The sequence below is a fragment of the Streptomyces sp. NBC_01788 genome (assembly GCF_035917575.1).
GTDB lineage: Bacteria > Actinomycetota > Actinomycetes > Streptomycetales > Streptomycetaceae > Streptomyces.
In genome coordinates this window covers 5,115,124-5,132,908 of record NZ_CP109090.1, presented here as the reverse complement: position 1 = coordinate 5,132,908, position 17,785 = coordinate 5,115,124, and the positions used below count along the sequence as shown (strand labels likewise).

The window sequence follows — 17,785 nt, the reverse complement described above, 5'->3', positions numbered from 1 at the left end:
CTGATACTCTTGGCCGGTCGTCCGGAGGCAGCGCGCAACGAGGTGCCCCCCAGGTGTTCAACCCTGGGGAGGCCCTGATCCGGCCACGACGCCGATGGGACTCCCTTACGAGGGACCGGCCGGAGGAGGTGGGGCTGTCATGGATCGAAGTCGACCGTGCAGTAGCACCCGCTCTTCCCGCCGCTGATGTCGTCGCTCTGACTCCGGTCGGTCGCCACCTCTCGCGTTCGTGCCTCCGCGCACGTCATACGGAAGAGCACTTCGTTTCGTTTTGATCTGTCTGATCTGTCAGTGACGAAGCTCGCCACCGTGACGGTGCGGTGCTCCCCGCTTTGTGGACGTGCCAAACATCCCTGAGGCCACCACGTCCTCATTCCGGGCAGTTCCGACCGCCCTCGGCCGCTCGTCGCTCGCTGCGAAGGAGCCCGCCATGTCGATGATCCGCGACCTGCGTTCCGTGGTCCGCACCTCCCGCCCGGCCACGCGCCGGGACGACGGGGCGTACGACACCACGCGCGACCCGGCGGCCCCCTCGGCCATCGTGGACTGCGCCGTCTACCGCGACGGCTCCCGGGTTCCGACCGACCGGCCGCTCACCCCTCCGGAGGCGATGCGCCAGGTGCGACGCGACGGGGGCTTCGTGTGGATCGGCCTGCACGAGCCGAACGAAGCCGAATTCGCCGGTATCGCCGCGGAGTTCGGGCTGCACCCGCTGGCCGTGGAGGACGCGGTCACGGCCCACCAGCGGCCCAAGCTGGAGCGCTACGACGACACGCTCTTCACGGTCTTCAAGACCATCCACTACGTCGACCACGACGAGCTCACGCCCAACAGCGAGATCGTGGAGACCGGCGAGGTGATGTGCTTCACCGGCCGGGACTTCTTCATCACCGTCCGGCACGGCGGCCAGGGCTCGCTGCGCGCGCTGCGGCACCGCCTGCAGGACGACCCCGAGCTGCTGGCCAAGGGCCCCTCCGCCGTGCTGCACGCCATCGCGGACCACGTCGTCGACGGGTACATGGCGGTCGCGGACGCGTTGCAGGAGGACGTCGACGAGGTCGAGACGGAGGTGTTCTCGCCGGGCCGTGGCGGCACCCCGCGCGGCACCGACGCCGGACGGATCTACCAACTCAAGCGCGAGGTACTGGCGTTCAAGCGGGCGGTGTCGCCGCTGCTGCGGCCCATGCAGCTGCTGAGTGAGCGTCCGATGCGGCTGATCGACCCGGACATCCAGAAGTACTTCCGGGACGTGGCCGACCACGTGGCCCGCGTACAGGAGCAGGTCGTCGGCTTCGACGAGCTGCTCAACTCCATCCTCCAGGCCAACCTGGCGCAGGCGTCCGTCGCGCAGAACGAGGACATGCGGAAGATCACGGCCTGGGCCGCGATCATCGCCGTGCCGACGATGGTCTGCGGTGTGTACGGCATGAACTTCAAGTACATGCCCGAGCTGCACCTGAAGTACGGCTACCCGCTGATCCTGGGCCTCACGGCCGTGATCTGCGTGGGCATCCACCGCACGCTCAAGCGCAACGGCTGGCTGTGAGCGGGCTCGTTACTCTTCTGCCATGAACACCGAGCTGCTCGACCAGGCCCTCGTCGAGGAGGCCACCAAGAAGTCCGGCCTCGTCTGGGTCAAGGGCCCCGGCGTCCCGGCCCGCGCCCTGTGGCACGTCTGGCACGAGGGCGCGGCATGCGTGGTGGGCGACGGGCCCGGCGAGCAGCCGCTGCCCGGGCTGGCCGACGGAGCCGGCGCCGAGGTGACAGTCCGCAGCAAGGACAAGGGCGGCCGCCTGGTCACCTGGGCCGCGCGGGTCGTCGAGGTCGCGCCGGACTCCCCGCGGTGGCAGGAGGCGGTGGCCGAGCTGAAGGGGAAGCGGCTCAACGCACCCGACGGCGAGGCCATGACCGCGCGCTGGGCCCGCGAGTGCCGGGTGCTGCGCCTGGAGCCCACCGGGACGACCGCGCCGCTGCCGGAGGACTCGCTGGCCGAGGCACCGCTGCCCACCCCGGCGACGACCCGCCGGCCGGCCCCGGACGGGCTGCCGCGGCTGCTGGTGAAGCGGAAGCGGCGGAAGTAGTCCCCTTTCCGGGGAGCGGGAGTCAGGACGTCGGCAGCTTGCCGTAGTCGACCGTCTCGCTCTTCTCCGGCTGGGCCAGGGCGAAGTCCTTGCCCCAGTCCGAGAAGCTCAGCGTTCCCGCGTCGCCCGCGCGCACCAGGCGCAGCGGGTAGGGAGTGCCCTCCAGGGAGACGTCCAGGGTGCCGCCGGAGCCCTTGCCGCCGGTGATGCGGATCGTGCGGACGCCCGCCTGCTCGTGGTGCCCGTCGGTCGCCAGCGTGCCGTGCAGCGTCAGCAGCCCGTCGAGGAGGACGCCCTTGTCCGTGAAGCCGCTGAACCGCTGGTACGAGGGATCGCCCTGCGGCACCTTCACATACTTGCCGTCCAGCTTGTCGGCGGCCCCGGTGGCCTTGCCGCTGCCGTCGACCTGGCCCCAGAACCCGGCGTCCGCCTTCAGGTAGAGCTGTTGCCCGATCCGCAGGAGCCCGAAGGTCGACCCCTGCGAGGTGACCGAGCCGGTGCCGCCCTCGTCCTTCAGACGCATGTCGAGCCGGTACGTACGGCCGTTGCTGACCACGTTCCCGGACAGGTGCACGGTGTCCGCGGTGGCGGCCGCCGCCCTCGTCTTCGCCTGGATCTTTTCGGCCGGCAGTTTGCCCACTCCGTTGGTGCCCGCGTCCGGATCGTCCCCGGAACACCCCGTCAGACCCGCGCCCGCGACGACCAGGGCACACAACGCGCTCGTCAGCGTGGTCCGGCGGGTACGGCCCTGGGGAATCACGGTCACAGGTGGAGCTGCCTTTCCGACGGATGTCCTCAAACGGCGTACGGCAGCGTACCGGGGCCGCGCACGCCCGGCGGAACCGGCTCGTCCGGACGCTCACCAGGGCGTATCCGAGGTGGACGGGCTAGCCTGAAGCGCACCTGAGCGGGCAATTGGGAAAAGAAACCCGGCACACACGACACGCACCACACGCACCACACAGCCGCGCAAAGGAGGCGCAGCCATGGCAGCGGGCGCCCCCCGGATCTTCGTCTCGCACCTCTCCGGAGTCGCCGTCTTCGACCCGGCGGGCGACCAGGTGGGACGCGTACGCGATCTGGTCGTCATGCTGCGCGTCGGGCGCCGGCCGCCCCGTCTGCTCGGGCTGGTCGTCGAACTCGCCACCCGGCGGCGCATCTTCCTGCCCATGACCCGGGTGACCGGCATCGAGTCCGGCCAGGTCATCACCACGGGCGTGCTCAACGTCCGTCGCTTCGAGCAGCGGCCCACCGAACGCCTCGTCTTCGGCGAGCTGCTGGACCGGCGGGTGACGCTCGTGGAGACCGGCGAGGAGGTCACGGTCCTGGACATGTCGGTGCAGCAGCTCCCCGCGCGCCGGGACTGGGAGGTCGACCGCGTCTTCGTCCGCAAGGGCAAAAAGGGCGGCGCGTTCCGGCGCAACCGGGGAGAGGCCCTGACCGTGGAGTGGTCCGCGGTCACCGGCTTCTCGCTGGAGGAGCAGGGACAGGGCGCGGAGAGCCTGCTCGCCACCTTCGAGCAGTTGCGCCCCGCCGACCTGGCCAACGTGCTGCACCACCTGTCCGCCAAGCGGCGCGCCGAGGTCGCCGCCGCGTTGGACGACGACCGGCTCGCCGACGTCCTCGAGGAGCTCCCGGAGGACGACCAGATCGAGATCCTCGGCAAGCTGAAGGGCGAGCGCGCGGCCGACGTGCTGGAGGCGATGGACCCGGACGACGCCGCCGACCTGCTCGCCGAGCTGCCGGCGGAGGAGCAGGAGCGGCTGCTGGGACTGATGGAGCCCGCCGACGCGGCCGACATGCGCCGGCTGATGTCGTACGAGGAGCACACCGCGGGCGGTCTGATGACGACCGAGCCGATCATCCTGCGCCCGGACGCGACCGTCGCCGACGCCCTGGCCCGGGTCCGCAACCGCGACCTGTCCCCCGCGCTGGCCGCCCAGGTCTACGTCTGCCGCCCGCCCGACGACACCCCGACCGGGAAGTACCTGGGCACGGTGCACTTCCAGCGGTTGCTGCGCGACCCGCCCTACACCCTCGTCGGCTCGATCCTCGACGACGATCTGCAGCCCCTCCCGCCCGACGCCACGCTGCCGGTCGTCGCCGGGTTCTTCGCGACCTACGACATGGTGGCGGCGCCCGTCGTCGACGAGGCCGGAGCGCTGCTCGGCGCGGTCACCGTGGACGACGTCCTGGACCACATGCTGCCGGACGACTGGCGGGAGACGGAGTACGACCTGGAGGAGGGGGCGGCGACGCATGGCGGCTGAGCGAGAGAGCACCCGCGAGCGGCTCCCGGTGGGGGCCACCGCCGCCGGACGGCCGCGGTCCGGCCGGCTGGACCAGCCACGTCCGCCCCGGCGCCGGCTGCTGCCGGAGTGGGACCCGGACGCCTTCGGGCGGCTGTCCGAGCGCATCGCGCGATTCCTGGGCACCGGGCGGTTCATCGTCTGGATGACGGTGATGATCGTCGTGTGGGTGCTGTGGAACGTGGCCGCGCCCCGGCATCTGCGGTTCGACGAGTACCCGTTCATCTTCCTGACCCTGGCCCTGTCCCTCCAGGCCTCCTACGCCGCCCCGCTGATCCTGCTGGCACAGAACCGGCAGGACGACCGGGACCGGGTCAACCTCGAACAGGACCGCAAGCAGGACGAGCGGTCGATCGCCGACACCGAGTACCTGACCCGTGAGATCGCCGCGCTGCGCATGGGCCTGGGCGAGGTGGCCACCCGCGACTGGATGCGCTCGGAGCTCCAGGGCCTGGTGAAGGAACTGGAGGAACGCACCGTCGACGGGCACCGCCGGCACGGGGTATTCCCGGCGGATCACCCGCGCGCGGGTGACATGGACGACCGCTGACGGGGTCCCGGGGGCCGCACGGGGCGCCGTACCATCGTCCTATGGCTACGGAAGACGCGGTGCGCGCAGCTCTGGCGACGGTTGACGATCCCGAGATCCACCGGCCCATCACCGAGCTCGGCATGGTCAAATCGGTGGAGATCGGCGCGGACGGAGCGGTCGCGGTCACCGTCTACCTGACGGTTTCCGGCTGCCCGATGCGCGAGACGATCACCCAGCGGGTGACCGACGCCGTCTCTCGCGTCGAGGGGGTCACCCGGGTCGACGTCACGCTCGACGTGATGAGCGACGAGCAGCGCCGGGAGCTGGCGACCGCGCTGCGCGGCGGCCAGGCCGAGCGCGAGGTCCCCTTCGCCAAGCCCGGCAGCCTCACCCGCGTCTACGCCGTCGCCTCCGGCAAGGGCGGCGTCGGCAAGTCCTCGGTGACGGTGAACCTGGCTGCGGCGATGGCCGCCGACGGCCTGAAGGTGGGCGTGGTCGACGCCGACATCTACGGCCACAGCGTGCCGCGGATGCTGGGCGTGGACGGCCGCCCGACCCAGGTCGAGAACATGATCATGCCGCCGTCGGCGAACGGCGTGAAGGTCATCTCCATCGGCATGTTCACCCCGGGCAACGCGCCGGTCGTCTGGCGCGGCCCGATGCTGCACCGCGCGCTGCAGCAGTTCCTGGCGGACGTGTACTGGGGCGACCTGGACGTCCTCCTGCTGGATCTGCCGCCCGGCACCGGCGACATCGCGATCTCCGTGGCCCAGCTGGTGCCCAACGCCGAGATCCTGGTGGTGACGACGCCTCAGCAGGCGGCGGCCGAGGTGGCCGAGCGGGCGGGCTCCATCGCCGTCCAGACCCACCAGAAGATCGTCGGCGTGGTCGAGAACATGTCCGGCCTGCCCTGCCCGCACTGCGACGAGATGGTCGACGTCTTCGGCACGGGCGGCGGCCGGGTGGTCGCCGAGGGCCTGACCCGCACCACGGGCGCCACGGTCCCGGTGCTCGGCTCCATCCCGATCGACGTCCGCCTGCGCGAGGGCGGCGACGAGGGCAAGCCGGTCGTCATCACCGACCCGGACTCCCCCGCGGGATCGGCCCTGCGGGACATCGCCGACAAGCTCGCCGGCCGGCAGCGGGGCCTCGCGGGGCTGTCGCTGGGAATCACCCCGAAGAACAAGTTCTAGGCCGTACGGGGCCCTCCGCGGCCCGTACCGTCCGCACCGCCCGTACGGCGGCAGGGGCGCCGTCCTTCGTGGACGGCGCCCCTTCGTGTCGTTTCCGCCCTGTGCCGCGGGGCGTCAGGCGTACGCGCCGATGTCCTTGATCACGGCGAAGCCGAGCCCGTACGCGCTCATGCCCCTGCCGTACGCCCCCAGGTGGACCCCCTGGGAGGTCGAACCGGCGAGCACCCAGCCGAACTCCGACTCCCGGTAGTGGAAGGGCGTCGGGACGCCGTCCACGGGCAGCGAGAGCATCGACCACGCCGGCCCTGACAGATCGTCGGCCAGCTCCCACGCGGTCTCCGTCTGCTGCTCCAGCCAGTCGTCCCGCAGGGTGTGGTCCACCTGCCCGGGCCAGGTGAAGGAGAGCAGGCCCACCGCGGCCAGCCAGGCCGCAGAGGAGACCGAGGTGGCCTCCAGCTGGCCCGTGCCGTCGGCGAGGCGCCGTTCGGGGTGGGCGGCGACGGTGACGACGACCGCGAACCTCTCCTTGGGCTCGTCCGGCGACCCGGACACGAACTCGTTGCGTACGGACGGCTCGTCACCGTGCCCGGTCGAACCGTGTTCCACGGCACCGTCGGCCGAGGTCCCGACCTGCATCAGCCAGCGCGGCCCCGTGAAGGCCTCGTCGAGGCCGTACCAGGGGAAGGGCGCCAGCAGGTAGCCGTCGGCCGTACGCCGGGCGAAGGGGGACTGTGGGCCACCCTCCGCGGCAGACGCCTGCGCGCCTGCCCGACTTGTCGTCTCCATGTGCCGGACGCCTCCTCGCTCTCGTCGAACCGGGGCGGCCCGCCCCCCTTCGGGCGTACTCGTCCGGTCCGCACAACAACTCGGCAGCATATCCATCCCGCTCCGGGCGGCCGGGAAACCGCTCGGCGCGTGGGGCGCGGGTACAGCCGTTTCGCGCCGCGCACGGACCGCGCGCGGCGTGAAACGCGTCACACGGGACGCGGCTCAGGTGGCGTCCGCGTCGAAGGGCGGACGCTCGTCCTGGCCGATGCCCTCGGGCTTCTTGGTCATGTCGATCCGGCCGCCGGACGGACCCGGGGAACCCGCGGAGCCCGAGGAGGACCCGGAGGACGCGGCGGAGTCGTGCTCGTTGCCGTTGACCGCGTCCGTGATCTCGGCCATCTCCTTCTTCAGGTCGAAGCCGTTGCGGATCTCCTTCAGCCCCAGCTCGTCGCTTTCCAGCTGCTTGCGGATGAACGTCTTGGGGTTGAGGTCCTCGAACTCGAAGTCCTTGAACTCCGGGCCGAGTTCGCTGCGGATGTCCTGCTTGGCGCTCTCCGAGAACTCGCGGATCTTCCGGATCGTGCGCGTGACGTCCTGGATGACCTTCGGGAGCTTTTCGGGGCCGAACACGAGCACGGCCACGATGATGATCGTCAGCAGCTCGAGCGGTCCTATGTCATTGAACACCTGAAGCTCCTTGCGATGTCCTCGGTCCTCGGCCCTCGGGTGGTCCGGTCTGTGTGGGGCTGTCCGTGGTCCGGGCCGGGTCCACGGTACCCGTCCCACGTGCCGGACCGGTACCGCCTCGATGTGTCGGACTGCGTGTACACGACGAGCTTTCCGGCCGGTTCCTCATGCTATGTGTCAGTTGTTGTTCGAAGACCCGAGTATCAGGGACACCTTCCGTGTCTTTCCGTCGCGTTCGACGGTCAGCTCCAGGCGGTCGCCGGGGCGGTGGGCGCGGGTCTTGACTATCAGCTCCTCGCCCGAGTGGACGCGTTGGCCGTCCACCGCGGTGATGACGTCTCCGGCCCTGATGCCCGCCTTGGCGCCGGGACCGCCGGGGGTGACCGGGGGGCCGCCGTCCCGGCCCTTGGTGCCGACCCTGGCTCCGTCGCCGGGGTAGTTCATGTCCAGGGTCACCCCGATGACCGGGTGGCTGGCCCTGCCGTGCTTGATCAGCTCCTCGGCGACGCGCCTGGCCTGGTTGACGGGGATGGCGAAGCCCAGGCCGATGGAGCCTGCCTGGCCGGTCTGCAGGTCGGAGCCGGTGTCCGCGGAGCGGATCGCGGAGTTGATGCCGACGACCCGGCCCCGGGAGTCGAGAAGGGGCCCGCCGGAGTTGCCGGGGTTGATCGGCGCGTCGGTCTGGAGGGCGTCGACGTAGGACACGTCGCTGCCGTCGCCCTTCTCACCGCCGGCCGTGATGGGCCGCTCCTTGGCGCTGATGATGCCGGAGGTGACGGTGTTGGCGAGGTCGAAGGGCGCGCCGATGGCCACGACCGGGTCGCCCACCTGCACGTTGTCGGAGTTGCCGAGGGGGATGGGGGTCAGGCCGCGCACGCCGCGGACCTGGACGACGGCGAGGTCGTAGCCGGAGTCCCGGCCGACGATCCTGGCCTTGGCGGTCTGGCCGCCGCTGAAGGTCACCGATATGTCGCCACCGGATGCGGCGTTCTCGACGACGTGGTTGTTGGTGAGGACGTGGCCGAGGCCGTCGAGCACGAACCCGGTGCCGGTGCCCTGCTCGCCGGAGCCGCTGACGTGCAGCGTCACCACACTGGGCAGGGCCCGCGCGGCGATCCCGGCGACGCTGTCCGGGGCGCGCCCGGCGGGCTCCTTCCCGGCCTGCGGCAGCTCCACGGTGCCGAGGCCGCCGTTGCGCTCGATGTACGCCCCGGCCAGCCCGCCGAGCGCGCCGGACACCAGCGCGAGCACCACGGCCCCGCCGACGAGCGCCCGCGTGATCCTCCGGTGCCGCTGCTCGGCGCTGAGCACGCCACTCCCGCTCTGCTGCAACGGCGCGGCACCCCAGGGGTCGTAACGCCCCCAGGGACCGGCGGAGACACCGGCACCGGGAGAGGGCACGCCGTGCCCGTCACCCACCGCCTGAGCGGGCGCGCCGTGCGTCGGGTCGCCCGCGAGCGGCGTCCCTCGCTGTGGGCCCGTCGGCACGGCGTCCTCGGGGGACGCCCAGTGCGATGCGGCGCCGGCCGTGGATGCGTCGACCGGCGCCTGCGGCGGCGAGGGCGTGCCGGAAGGCACGGGCGCCGGACCGTACAGCGGGGCGTCCGGGGCGGGCGTGCCCTGGGGCGCCGCGGCCGGCGCCTGCGGCGACGAGGGCGGGCCGGGCGGTGCCGGAGGCGTGGGAGCCGGGGCACCCGGCTGAGGTGCCACGGGCGCCGGACCGTACAGCTCGGCGTCCACGGCGGGCGTGCCCTGGGGCGCCGCGGCCGGCGCCTGCGGCGACGAGGGCGAGCCGGGCGGCGCCGGAGGCGTGGGAGCCGGGGCACCAGGCTGAGGTGCCACGGGCGCCGGACCGTACAGCTCGGCGTCCGGGGCGGGCGTGCCCTGGGGCGCTGCGGCCGGTGTGCCGGAGGAGTGCGCGGGTGTCACCGTCGGGTGCTGAACCGGTGGTGCGGGCGCCCAGGGGCCGGGCTCGCCGTACGGAGGGGTGCTGTAGGGGTCGGGGTCGTGCAGGGGGCTGGGACGCTCGCCGGAGCCGCTGGAGGAGTCGACGGGCCCGGAGAGGCCCTCCAGGGGCCGGTCGGCGCCCGTCTCGCCCGAGACGGCGGGGGCACCGGGACCGACCGGGGTCGCCGGCGCGGCGGGTGCGGCAGGCTCGCCGGGCACCGCCGGCGCCGCCGGTGCGTCCGCCGCCCCAAGGTGGGTGTCCTCCACCCCGGCGAACGGCGGACGGGGCTGAGCGAGTTCGAAGTCGCCGGAAGCCGGGAGCGGGCGTTCCAGCTCGTAGTCGCCGTCCCCGACGGCAGGTCCGGGCACCGCGGTCTGTACGGGGTCCGAGCCCGGGTCCGAGCTCGGGGTGGACGCCCCACCCGCTGCCACGCCGCCGTCGGAAGCCTCGTCGGCCGACGCGTCCGGCGCCGGCGTGCCCTCCGGCCGGGCGTCCGGAGGGACCGAGCGGCTCCACCACTTCGGGCGGGCGGACTTCGTGGGCTTGCCCTCGTTCATGTTCTCCCCACAGCGGGACGCGGCACGGCGTCGACTCCGCGCCCCGACCGGTGTCATGGGCGCGACCACCGTGGATTCAACCAGGTTCCCGGACCGCTGCGCAGGGACCGGTCAGTGCGTGGTACGGGAGGAGACGGAGGGAGAGGGCGCCCTGAGCAGGCTCGGGGCCATGTAGTCCGGGTCGGCGGACCACGAGGTCAGGGAGATGGGCGGGTTCGTGGTGAGCGGACGTATCAGCGGGGACATCACGGCCGCTCCGGCGACCACCGGGGTGGTCAGCGGATGCATCACGTCCTGCGCCTGCCCGCCGGGAGGCACGGCCCCCGGCAGCAGCGGTGCGGCCAGCGGCGTCGAGGCCGCCTGCGCCGAGCCCGACGACCGCTGCCCCTGTGCCGACTGCGGCGTGGCCGACTGGCGGCGCCGCGCGGTGTCGGAGCCCGATGCGGCGCCCGTGCCCGCCGTGCGCGCCGGAGTCACATTGCTGCCGTTCCCGGAGCCTCCGCGCGCCTCCACGGCGTCACCCGCCGAACCGGTGGTCATCCCGCCCAGGGCGAGGGCGGCCAGCGACACCGCCCCGGCGGCGACGAACGCGAACCGCAGCCCCCGCGAGGCGGACCGCTCGCTGTCGGCACGGCCCACGGGGTGGATCCGGAAGCCGTGGTCCTCCGCGGGGTCGGTGGGATGCGGGCGGGCCGGCACATAGCCGAACTCGAACTGCTCGCCGCGGTTCACCCCGAACACTCCGGAGCGGGAGGACAACCCTCCGGGCAGCCCTCCCCCGCCCAGCGGTGAACCGCCACCAACGTCGGTACCACCCCCCGGGAGGCCCTGGAGGCGTGCCAGGAAGCTCTCGGAGGGAGGCGGCGGGGCCGCCTGGGCGAAGACGTTCTTCAGACGGCGCTGCGCGTCGACCTCCGCCTTGCACTTCGGGCAGGTGGCCACGTGCGCCAGGGCACGGTCGCGCATGTCGTGACCGAGCTCGCCGTCCACGAGGGCGGCGAGCCGGTCTCCCAGGTGCTGTTCCGCGAGACGCCCCGCGGGGTCAGGTCGTGATCCACTCACGCGGGCGCGCCCCCTCCCCCCAGCGCGGGGACCGTGGCCACGAAGCCGCGGCGTCCCGCCCGGGCCTGCGGCGAGCGGTGCGCGAGGGCCTTGCGCAGCTGCGAACGGCCGCGGTGGATGCGGGAGCGCACCGTGCCGAGCTTGACGCCCAGGGTCGCGGCGATCTCCTCGTACGACAGTCCTTCGATGTCGCACAGGACGACCGCGGCACGGAACTCGGGCGCGAGGGTGTCCAGGGCCTGCTGGACGTCCGCGTCGAAGTGCGCGTCGTTGAAGAGCTGCTGCGGGGTGGGCTCCTTGCTGGCCAGCCGCTCGGCCGCGTCGTCGCCCAGCGCGTCGAAGCGGATGCGCTGCTTGCGGCGGACCATGTCCAGGAAGAGGTTCGTGGTGATGCGGTGCAGCCAGCCCTCGAAGGTGCCCGGCGTGTAGGTCGACAGCGAGCGGAAGACGCGGACGAAGACCTCCTGGGTGAGGTCCTCGGCGTCGTGCTGGTTGCCGGTGAGGCGGTAGGCCAGGCGGTAGACGCGGCCACTGTGCGTGCTGACGATCTCCTCCCAGGTGGGCGGAGTCCACGCCTGCCCGTCCGCGTCGGTCGAGAAGGTCGCGGTCTGGGCGGATTCGGTGGCGTGGGTCACGTCGGCAGCGGTGTTGGTCACGGATTTCGGCCTGCCTGCCGATCCGAGAAAGCGCCGTAGCACTCCTCTCCGATCCACAGGTGCAGCCGCACCTCCCCTGTCGGCTCTGGTGGTGTCCAGTGGAGCCCCTACCATAGCCACCTCGCCCGTTAGCTCCGGATAAGCAGTTTTACGAGAATTTGACACGTGCTGGTCCGGCTGGTGCGGCTGCGTCAGCACTTGCTCCGTGTCCCGATCCATCCCATACCCCCCGTCCACACCGCCGTCGCGCCCGGTGTCGCTTCCTCACCCCTTCAAACGACCGGTCCCATCTGCGGGTTCCCGGCCCCAGCGGATACAGTCACGCCCAGGCAACCACGGGACAGGAGAGGGTCATTACCGGCAACCGGCAGACGAGCTGGGCGTTCGCCGACGCCTATGTCGCCGAGGACGACGCGCTGCGCTGGGCCCGTGAGCGGGCCCGTGACGCAGGGCTGCGCTCGGTGTCGCCCGGCGCGGGCGCCGCGCTGCGGTTGCTGGCCGCCACCGTGGACGCGAAGGCGGTCGCGGAGATCGGCACCGGCACCGGGGTCTCCGGGATCCACCTGCTGCACGGCATGCGCCCCGACGGGGTGCTGACCACCGTCGATCCCGAGCCGGAGCACCAGCAGTTCGCCCGCCAGGCCTTCCGCGCCGCCGGCTTCGCGGGCAACCGCGCCCGCTTCATCCCCGGCCGCGCCCTGGACGTGCTGCCCCGCCTCGCGGACGCCGGATACGACCTCGTGTTCTGCGACGGCGACCGGCTGGAGTTCCCCGAGTACCTCGCTGAATCGTTGCGCCTGCTGAGACCGGGAGGCCTCGTCGCCTTCGAGGGTGTCTTCGCGCACGGGCGGACGGTGGACTCGGGACCGCAGCCGACGGAGGTCGTGCGGCTGCGGGAACTGCTGCGCACGGTGCGCGAGAGCCCCGATCTGACGCCGTCACTGCTGCCGGTGGGCGACGGACTGCTGTGTGCCGTCAAGCGCTGAGCGCCCCCGTCACCCGCGCGTCGCGCACCCCTGGAAAGACAGCGACCCCGACACCGCTTACGATGCCGGGGCAACTGAAAGGGTATGGTCGCTTGCGCGTCAGCCGACGACCTTCTTGAGGGCGTCGCCGAGCGCATCCGCCTCGTCAGGGGTCAACTCGACGACGAGCCGACCGCCGCCTTCGAGCGGAACGCGCATGACGATGCCCCGCCCCTCCTTGGTCACCTCGAGCGGGCCATCACCCGTCCGCGGCTTCATGGCCGCCATGCTCGTTCCCCTTCCTGAAACCCAGCTCATCGTCAAAGCCGACGGCCCACCGAAAGGGCACGCGCACGGTCCCTGCCCAGAACGGCACAGGACACGCGACACCGGCATCGAACACATTGCTTCCAAGCCATTATCCCGCATCCCAGGACCCGATGACCAACATCAGTTGGCATCGCTTGGGCAACGCGCGCGAGCAAAACCACCCAATTCGGCGATGTGGCTGCGATACTGCGCTCCCACGCGTCCGCCCGCCGGCCGCGGACGCGCCGGAATTCTTTGACGCAGGTCACATGCCGGGTCCGCACCCTGCCCGGTGATCTCCGTCATGCTGTCCTCGGACCGCGACGGACCACGACGTACCGAGCGGTACGTCGACGAGGCGACACCGGAGGGGATGCCCCATGGCCGACACCGTGCTCTACGAGGTGAGCGACGGACTCGCGACGATCACGCTGAACCGCCCCGAGGCGATGAACGCGCTGAACGTCGATGCCAAGGTCGCCCTCCGGGACGCGGCCCGGGAGGCGGCGGACGACGGCGCCGTGCGGGCGGTGCTGCTGACCGCCGCCGGGGACCGGGCGTTCTGCGTGGGCCAGGACCTCAAGGAGCACATCGGGCTGCTGGCCGCCGACCGGGAGACCGGGTCCGGGCAGGTCATGAGCACCGTGCGGGAGCACTACAGCCCGATCGTGCGGGCGCTGGCGGGGGCACGGAAGCCGGTGGTCGCCGCGGTGAACGGGGTCGCTGCCGGGGCGGGCTTCGGCTTCGCGCTCGCCGCCGACTACCGGATCGTGGCGGACACGGCGTCCTTCAACACCTCGTTCGCGGGCGTCGCGCTCGCCGGGGACTCGGGGATCTCGTGGACGCTGCCGCGGGTGGTGGGACCGTCCCGCGCCACCGACCTGCTGCTCTTCCCGCGTCGTATCACCGCCCAGGAGGCCCTCGACCTGGGCATCGCCAACCGGGTCGTGCCGGCCGCCGAACTGCGGGCCGAGGCGGAGCGGACGGCGCGGGCGCTGGCCGAGGGCCCGACGGTGGCGTACGCGGCGCTGAAGGAGGCGGTGGCCCACGGGCTGACGCACTCCCTGGAGGAGACCCTCCTCAAGGAGGAGGAGCTCCAGACCAGGGCCGGGCAGTCCGAGGACCACGCGATCGCCGTGCGGGCGTTCGTGAACAAGGAGAAGCCGGCGTATCTGGGCCGCTGACCGCGCTGCGGGTCGGTGCCGCCCCCGGCCGGCCGGGTCAGGGGCGGCGCGCCACGCAGTCCGCGAGGTGGTCGTCGACCAGGCCGCACGCCTGCATCAGGGCGTACGCCGTCGTCGGGCCGACGAAGCGCAGGCCGCGCTTCTTCAGGGCCTTCGACAGGGCCGTGGACTCGGGAGTGACCGCCGGAACGTCGGAGAGGGTCCTCGGTACCGGGCGGGTGGCGGGGTCGGGGGCGTGGGACCAGATGAAGGCGTCCAGTTCGCCCGGGGCCCAGTCGACGAGCACGCGCGCGTTGGCGATCGTCGCGTCGATCTTGGCGCGGTTGCGGATGATGCCCGGGTCGGCGAGCAGCCGCTCCCGGTCGTCGTCGGTGAAGTCCGCCACCGCCGCGATCTTGAAGTCGGCGAAGGCTGCGCGGAAGCCGGTGCGGCGGCGCAGGATGGTGATCCAGGACAGGCCGGACTGGAAGGCCTCCAGGCAGAGACGTTCGTAGAGCGCGTCGTCGCCGTGGACCGGGCGGCCCCACTCCTCGTCGTGGTAGGCCACGTACTCCGCCGCGGACAGCGCCCACGGGCAGCGCGGGGCGCCGTCCGGGCCGGCGATCGCGGCGCCCGGCGTCAGGGTGTCGTCCGTCACCGCTGGTCCTCCTGCTCGGGCTTGGTCAGGTGGACGTGGGCGGCCGCGGCCCGGGCGCCGGCCAGTGCGGACTCCAGGTCGGCGATCCGCGCGTCGCGCTCGGCGATTTCGGCGCCGATCCGGCTGAGGGCGTCGTCCACGTCCGCCATGCGGTAGCCCCGGACGGTCATCGGGAAGCGGAGGCTCTCCACGTCCTGGCGGTCCACGGGGCGGTCCGGCGGCAGCGGGTCCAGGAGCCGCTCGGGCGCCGCCTCGGGCAGCGGCCCGGTTCCCTCGCCGCCGCCCACCACCGCCAGGGTCACCGCGGCGACCACGACGGCGAGCGCGACGACCAGGAAGAAGAACATAACCATCGCTCGGTCCCCACGGAGTCTGTCGTATCTGTCAGGGTCCGATCGTGCCATGCGACGCTGACAGTTAGGGTCGCAGACGGCCGATGACCGGGGAAAGACCGGGCGGGGCCGGGCAGGACCGGGCAGGACCGGGAAGAAGAGGAAGAGGTCACAGGGGATGCTCAGGCTGGGCAGGCGCGAATTCGACGCGCACGAGCCGGTGATCATGGCGATCGTCAACCGGACCCCGGACTCCTTCTACGACCAGGGGTCGACGTTCCGTGACGAGCCGGCCCTCGCGCGCGTGGAGCAGGCGGTCGCCGAGGGGGCCGCGATCATCGACATCGGCGGGGTGAAGGCCGGGCCCGGTGACGAGGTGAGCGCCGAGGAGGAGGCCCGGCGGACGGTCGGCTTCGTGGCCGAGGTGCGGCGGCGGTTCCCGGACGTGGTCATCAGCGTCGACACCTGGCGGGCCGATGTCGGCGAGGCCGTGTGCGAGGCGGGTGCGGACCTGCTGAACGACGCGTGGGGCGGGGTGGACCCGCGGCTCGCCGAGGTCGCGGCGCGCTACGGGACCGGCCTGGTGTGCACGCACGCGGGCGGCGCGGAGCCGCGGACCCGGCCGCACCGGGTGACGTACGACGACGTCATGGCCGACATCCTCCGGGTGACCGTGGGGCTGGCCGAGCGGGCGGTGGCGCTCGGCGTGCCGCGGGAGTCGGTGATGATCGATCCGGGGCACGACTTCGGCAAGAACACACGGCACAGTCTGGAGGCGACGCGGCGGCTGGGCGAGATGGTCGCGACCGGGTGGCCGGTGCTGGTGTCGCTGTCCAACAAGGACTTCGTGGGCGAGACGCTGGACAGGCCGGTGAAGGAGCGGCTGGTGGGGACACTGGCGACGACGGCCGTCTCGGCGTGGCTGGGGGCCCAGGTGTACCGGGTGCACGAGGTGGCCGAGACCCGGCAGGTACTGGACATGGTGGCGACCATCGCGGGCCACCGGCCCCCGGCGGTGGCCCGACGGGGACTGGCGTAGAACCGGGAGCCCACTCCCCCACCGCACAGACTCCGGAGCCCCGCCGCGCGGGTCACGAGCCCTGCCGTACGGACGGCACTGGCCCCGCCGCACGGGCGCCAGTGCCGCACCGCGCGAAGTGCCGGAGCCCCGTCGTCCCGACCCCGGGGCCGCGCCGTGCCGACGCTCGGAAGCACCGTACGGGCGCCAGTGCCGCACCGTGCAGGTGCCGGCGACCCGTCGCACCGAGCCAGTGCCGCGCCATGCGAAGTGCCGAAGCCCTGTCGTCCCGGCCCCGGGGCCGCGCCGTGCCGACGCTCGGAAGCACCGTACGGGCGCCAGTGCCCCGCCGTACCGTCGCCACTAGCGCCGGTCCTGCGGACGCCAGTAGCCCGGGTTGTACGGGCGCCAAGCAGGGGCGCCAGCAGCCCCGGTCGTGCGGGCGCAGGTCGTCCGCCGGGCGGGTTCTGGCCGCCCGCAGGACGGGGATCAGCGGCCGCAGGGCGCAGGCCGGCGGCCCGCAGGACGGGGCCAAGGTCTTTCGTTTGGATCAGGCCGGATCAGGGAGCGGGGTCTGATGCCGTGTATCGCAAGGCGGAGGAGGGCGGCAGGGCGGAGCCCTGCCAACCGACGACAACGCCGCTGGGGGCGCCCCCAGCTCGAAGAGCTTGGGGGAGCGGTGCCAGACCCCGCGAGCCCGGCATGATCCAAACGAGAGGCCCTAGCGGCCTGCCTCCTTGGACATCAGGGCCACCGCCTCGCTCACGTCGTCCGTGACGTGGAACAGGGTGAGGTCCGCCTGGGCCGCCTTGCCCTGGGCGATCAGGGTGTTCTCCAGCCAGTCGACCAGGCCGCCCCAGTACGCGCTGCCGAAGAGGACGATCGGGAAGCGGGTGACCTTCTGGGTCTGCACCAGGGTCAGGGCCTCGAAGAGCTCGTCCAGGGTGCCGAGGCCGCCGGGCAGGACGACGAAGCCCTGCGCGTACTTGACGAACATCATCTTGCGAACGAAGAAGTACCGGAAGTTGAGGCCGATGTCGACATAGGCGTTCAGGCCCTGCTCGAAGGGCAGCTCGATGCCCAGGCCCACCGAGACGCCTCCGGCCTCGAGAGCGCCCTTGTTCGCCGCCTCCATCGCGCCCGGGCCGCCGCCCGTGATCACCGCGAAGCCCGCCTCGACCAGGCCCCGCCCGAGCTTCACCCCCGCGTCGTACTCCGGCGAGTCCACCGCCGTCCGCGCGGAGCCGAACACGCTGATGGCGGGCGGGAGTTCGGCGAGCGTGCCGAAGCCCTCGATGAACTCCGACTGGATGCGCAGCACGCGCCAGGGGTCGGTGTGGACCCAGTCCGTGGGGGCGCGCTCGTCCAGCAGCCGCTGGTCCGTGGTGCTCGCCTGGACCTGACCGCGCCGCCGGAGGACCGGCCCCAGTCGCTGCTCGTCCGGTGGCCGCTTCTTGCCCTCGGGATTCCCTGTTGGCATGTACGCTCCCTCCGCTTGTGTGACGTTCCACCTCAGCGTAGATCCGCGGGGGTCAGGAGAGGGGGAC

General features: G+C 72.4%; 18 protein-coding genes. 8 read left to right on the top strand and 10 right to left on the bottom strand.

What is annotated here, in order from left to right; genetic code table 11:
* The first annotated feature begins 430 nt into the window (after window positions 1-430).
* Window positions 431-1,546 carry a magnesium and cobalt transport protein CorA gene (locus tag OIE49_RS23370; RefSeq protein ID WP_326803988.1) on the top strand — a complete coding sequence of 372 codons (1,116 nt, stop codon included), beginning with the start codon at window positions 431-433 and terminating at the stop codon, window positions 1,544-1,546.
* Window positions 1,547-1,568: 22 nt separating this feature from the next.
* A complete protein-coding gene (locus OIE49_RS23365; protein WP_326803987.1) occupies window positions 1,569-2,081 on the top strand; it encodes a hypothetical protein in 513 nt (170 codons plus the stop codon).
* Window positions 2,082-2,103: 22 nt separating this feature from the next.
* Here OIE49_RS23365 and OIE49_RS23360 read toward each other — a convergent pair whose 3' ends face one another.
* Window positions 2,104-2,847: a hypothetical protein gene (locus OIE49_RS23360; RefSeq protein WP_326803986.1), complete on the bottom strand. Its 744-nt coding sequence runs from the start codon at window positions 2,845-2,847 to the stop codon at window positions 2,104-2,106.
* A gap of 220 nt (window positions 2,848-3,067) precedes the next feature.
* Here OIE49_RS23360 and OIE49_RS23355 point away from each other — a divergent pair, with 220 nt between their 5' ends.
* Genes OIE49_RS23355 through OIE49_RS23345 form a run of 3 tightly spaced genes read left to right on the top strand, consistent with a single transcriptional unit; the run spans window position 3,068 to window position 6,115 of the window.
* Complete coding sequence (locus OIE49_RS23355) at window positions 3,068-4,351, top strand: magnesium transporter MgtE N-terminal domain-containing protein (RefSeq protein ID WP_326803985.1); 1,284 nt, start codon at window positions 3,068-3,070, stop codon at window positions 4,349-4,351.
* Window positions 4,341-4,940: a DUF1003 domain-containing protein gene (locus OIE49_RS23350; protein ID WP_326803984.1), complete on the top strand. Its 600-nt coding sequence runs from the start codon at window positions 4,341-4,343 to the stop codon at window positions 4,938-4,940. The genes OIE49_RS23355 and OIE49_RS23350 overlap by 11 nt, the downstream gene beginning before the upstream one ends.
* A 41-nt stretch (window positions 4,941-4,981) precedes the next feature.
* On the top strand, window positions 4,982-6,115 hold the full coding sequence (locus OIE49_RS23345) for an Mrp/NBP35 family ATP-binding protein (RefSeq protein WP_326803983.1): 1,134 nt from the start codon (window positions 4,982-4,984) through the stop codon (window positions 6,113-6,115).
* A 114-nt stretch (window positions 6,116-6,229) separates the two neighbouring features.
* On the opposite strand, the gene OIE49_RS23340 is transcribed toward OIE49_RS23345, so the two are convergent.
* The 5 genes from OIE49_RS23340 to sigE form a co-directional block, all read right to left on the bottom strand.
* The gene (locus OIE49_RS23340) at window positions 6,230-6,901 is read right to left on the bottom strand and encodes a hypothetical protein (protein ID WP_100568210.1); all 672 of its coding nucleotides are present in this window, start codon (window positions 6,899-6,901) and stop codon (window positions 6,230-6,232) included.
* 204 nt (window positions 6,902-7,105) lie between these two features.
* A complete protein-coding gene (locus OIE49_RS23335; protein ID WP_326803982.1) occupies window positions 7,106-7,570 on the bottom strand; it encodes a sec-independent translocase in 465 nt (154 codons plus the stop codon).
* Between the two features lie 177 nt (window positions 7,571-7,747).
* Entirely contained in the window at window positions 7,748-9,430 is a 1,683-nt protein-coding gene (locus OIE49_RS23330; RefSeq protein WP_442812353.1) for a trypsin-like peptidase domain-containing protein, read from the bottom strand.
* Window positions 9,431-10,186: 756 nt separating this feature from the next.
* Window positions 10,187-11,137 (bottom strand): anti-sigma factor family protein, encoded by a 951-nt coding sequence (locus OIE49_RS23325; protein ID WP_326803981.1) that lies wholly within the window; start codon window positions 11,135-11,137, stop codon window positions 10,187-10,189.
* The gene (sigE, locus tag OIE49_RS23320) at window positions 11,134-11,907 is read right to left on the bottom strand and encodes an RNA polymerase sigma factor SigE (protein ID WP_199836586.1); all 774 of its coding nucleotides are present in this window, start codon (window positions 11,905-11,907) and stop codon (window positions 11,134-11,136) included. The genes OIE49_RS23325 and sigE overlap by 4 nt, the downstream gene beginning before the upstream one ends.
* Before the next feature lie 176 nt (window positions 11,908-12,083).
* On the opposite strand from sigE, the gene OIE49_RS23315 reads away from it, so the two are divergent.
* Window positions 12,084-12,779 (top strand): O-methyltransferase, encoded by a 696-nt coding sequence (locus tag OIE49_RS23315; protein WP_100568287.1) that lies wholly within the window; start codon window positions 12,084-12,086, stop codon window positions 12,777-12,779.
* 99 nt (window positions 12,780-12,878) lie between these two features.
* Here OIE49_RS23315 and OIE49_RS23310 read toward each other — a convergent pair whose 3' ends face one another.
* Entirely contained in the window at window positions 12,879-13,046 is a 168-nt protein-coding gene (locus OIE49_RS23310; RefSeq protein WP_003966491.1) for a DUF3117 domain-containing protein, read from the bottom strand.
* A 401-nt stretch (window positions 13,047-13,447) separates the two neighbouring features.
* On the opposite strand from OIE49_RS23310, the gene OIE49_RS23305 reads away from it, so the two are divergent.
* Complete coding sequence (locus OIE49_RS23305) at window positions 13,448-14,251, top strand: enoyl-CoA hydratase/isomerase family protein (RefSeq protein ID WP_326803980.1); 804 nt, start codon at window positions 13,448-13,450, stop codon at window positions 14,249-14,251.
* 37 nt (window positions 14,252-14,288) lie between these two features.
* On the opposite strand, the gene OIE49_RS23300 is transcribed toward OIE49_RS23305, so the two are convergent.
* Window positions 14,289-14,873, bottom strand: a complete 585-nt coding sequence (locus OIE49_RS23300) for a DNA-3-methyladenine glycosylase I (RefSeq protein WP_326806310.1) — start codon at window positions 14,871-14,873, stop codon at window positions 14,289-14,291.
* Between the two features lie 11 nt (window positions 14,874-14,884).
* Complete coding sequence (locus OIE49_RS23295) at window positions 14,885-15,241, bottom strand: DivIVA domain-containing protein (RefSeq protein WP_326803979.1); 357 nt, start codon at window positions 15,239-15,241, stop codon at window positions 14,885-14,887.
* Window positions 15,242-15,398: 157 nt separating this feature from the next.
* Here OIE49_RS23295 and folP point away from each other — a divergent pair, with 157 nt between their 5' ends.
* On the top strand, window positions 15,399-16,259 hold the full coding sequence (gene folP, locus OIE49_RS23290; RefSeq protein ID WP_326803978.1) for a dihydropteroate synthase: 861 nt from the start codon (window positions 15,399-15,401) through the stop codon (window positions 16,257-16,259).
* A gap of 700 nt (window positions 16,260-16,959) precedes the next feature.
* On the opposite strand, the gene OIE49_RS23285 is transcribed toward folP, so the two are convergent.
* On the bottom strand, window positions 16,960-17,718 hold the full coding sequence (locus OIE49_RS23285; RefSeq protein WP_326803977.1) for a TIGR00730 family Rossman fold protein: 759 nt from the start codon (window positions 17,716-17,718) through the stop codon (window positions 16,960-16,962).
* Between the last annotated feature and the right edge of the window lie 67 nt (window positions 17,719-17,785).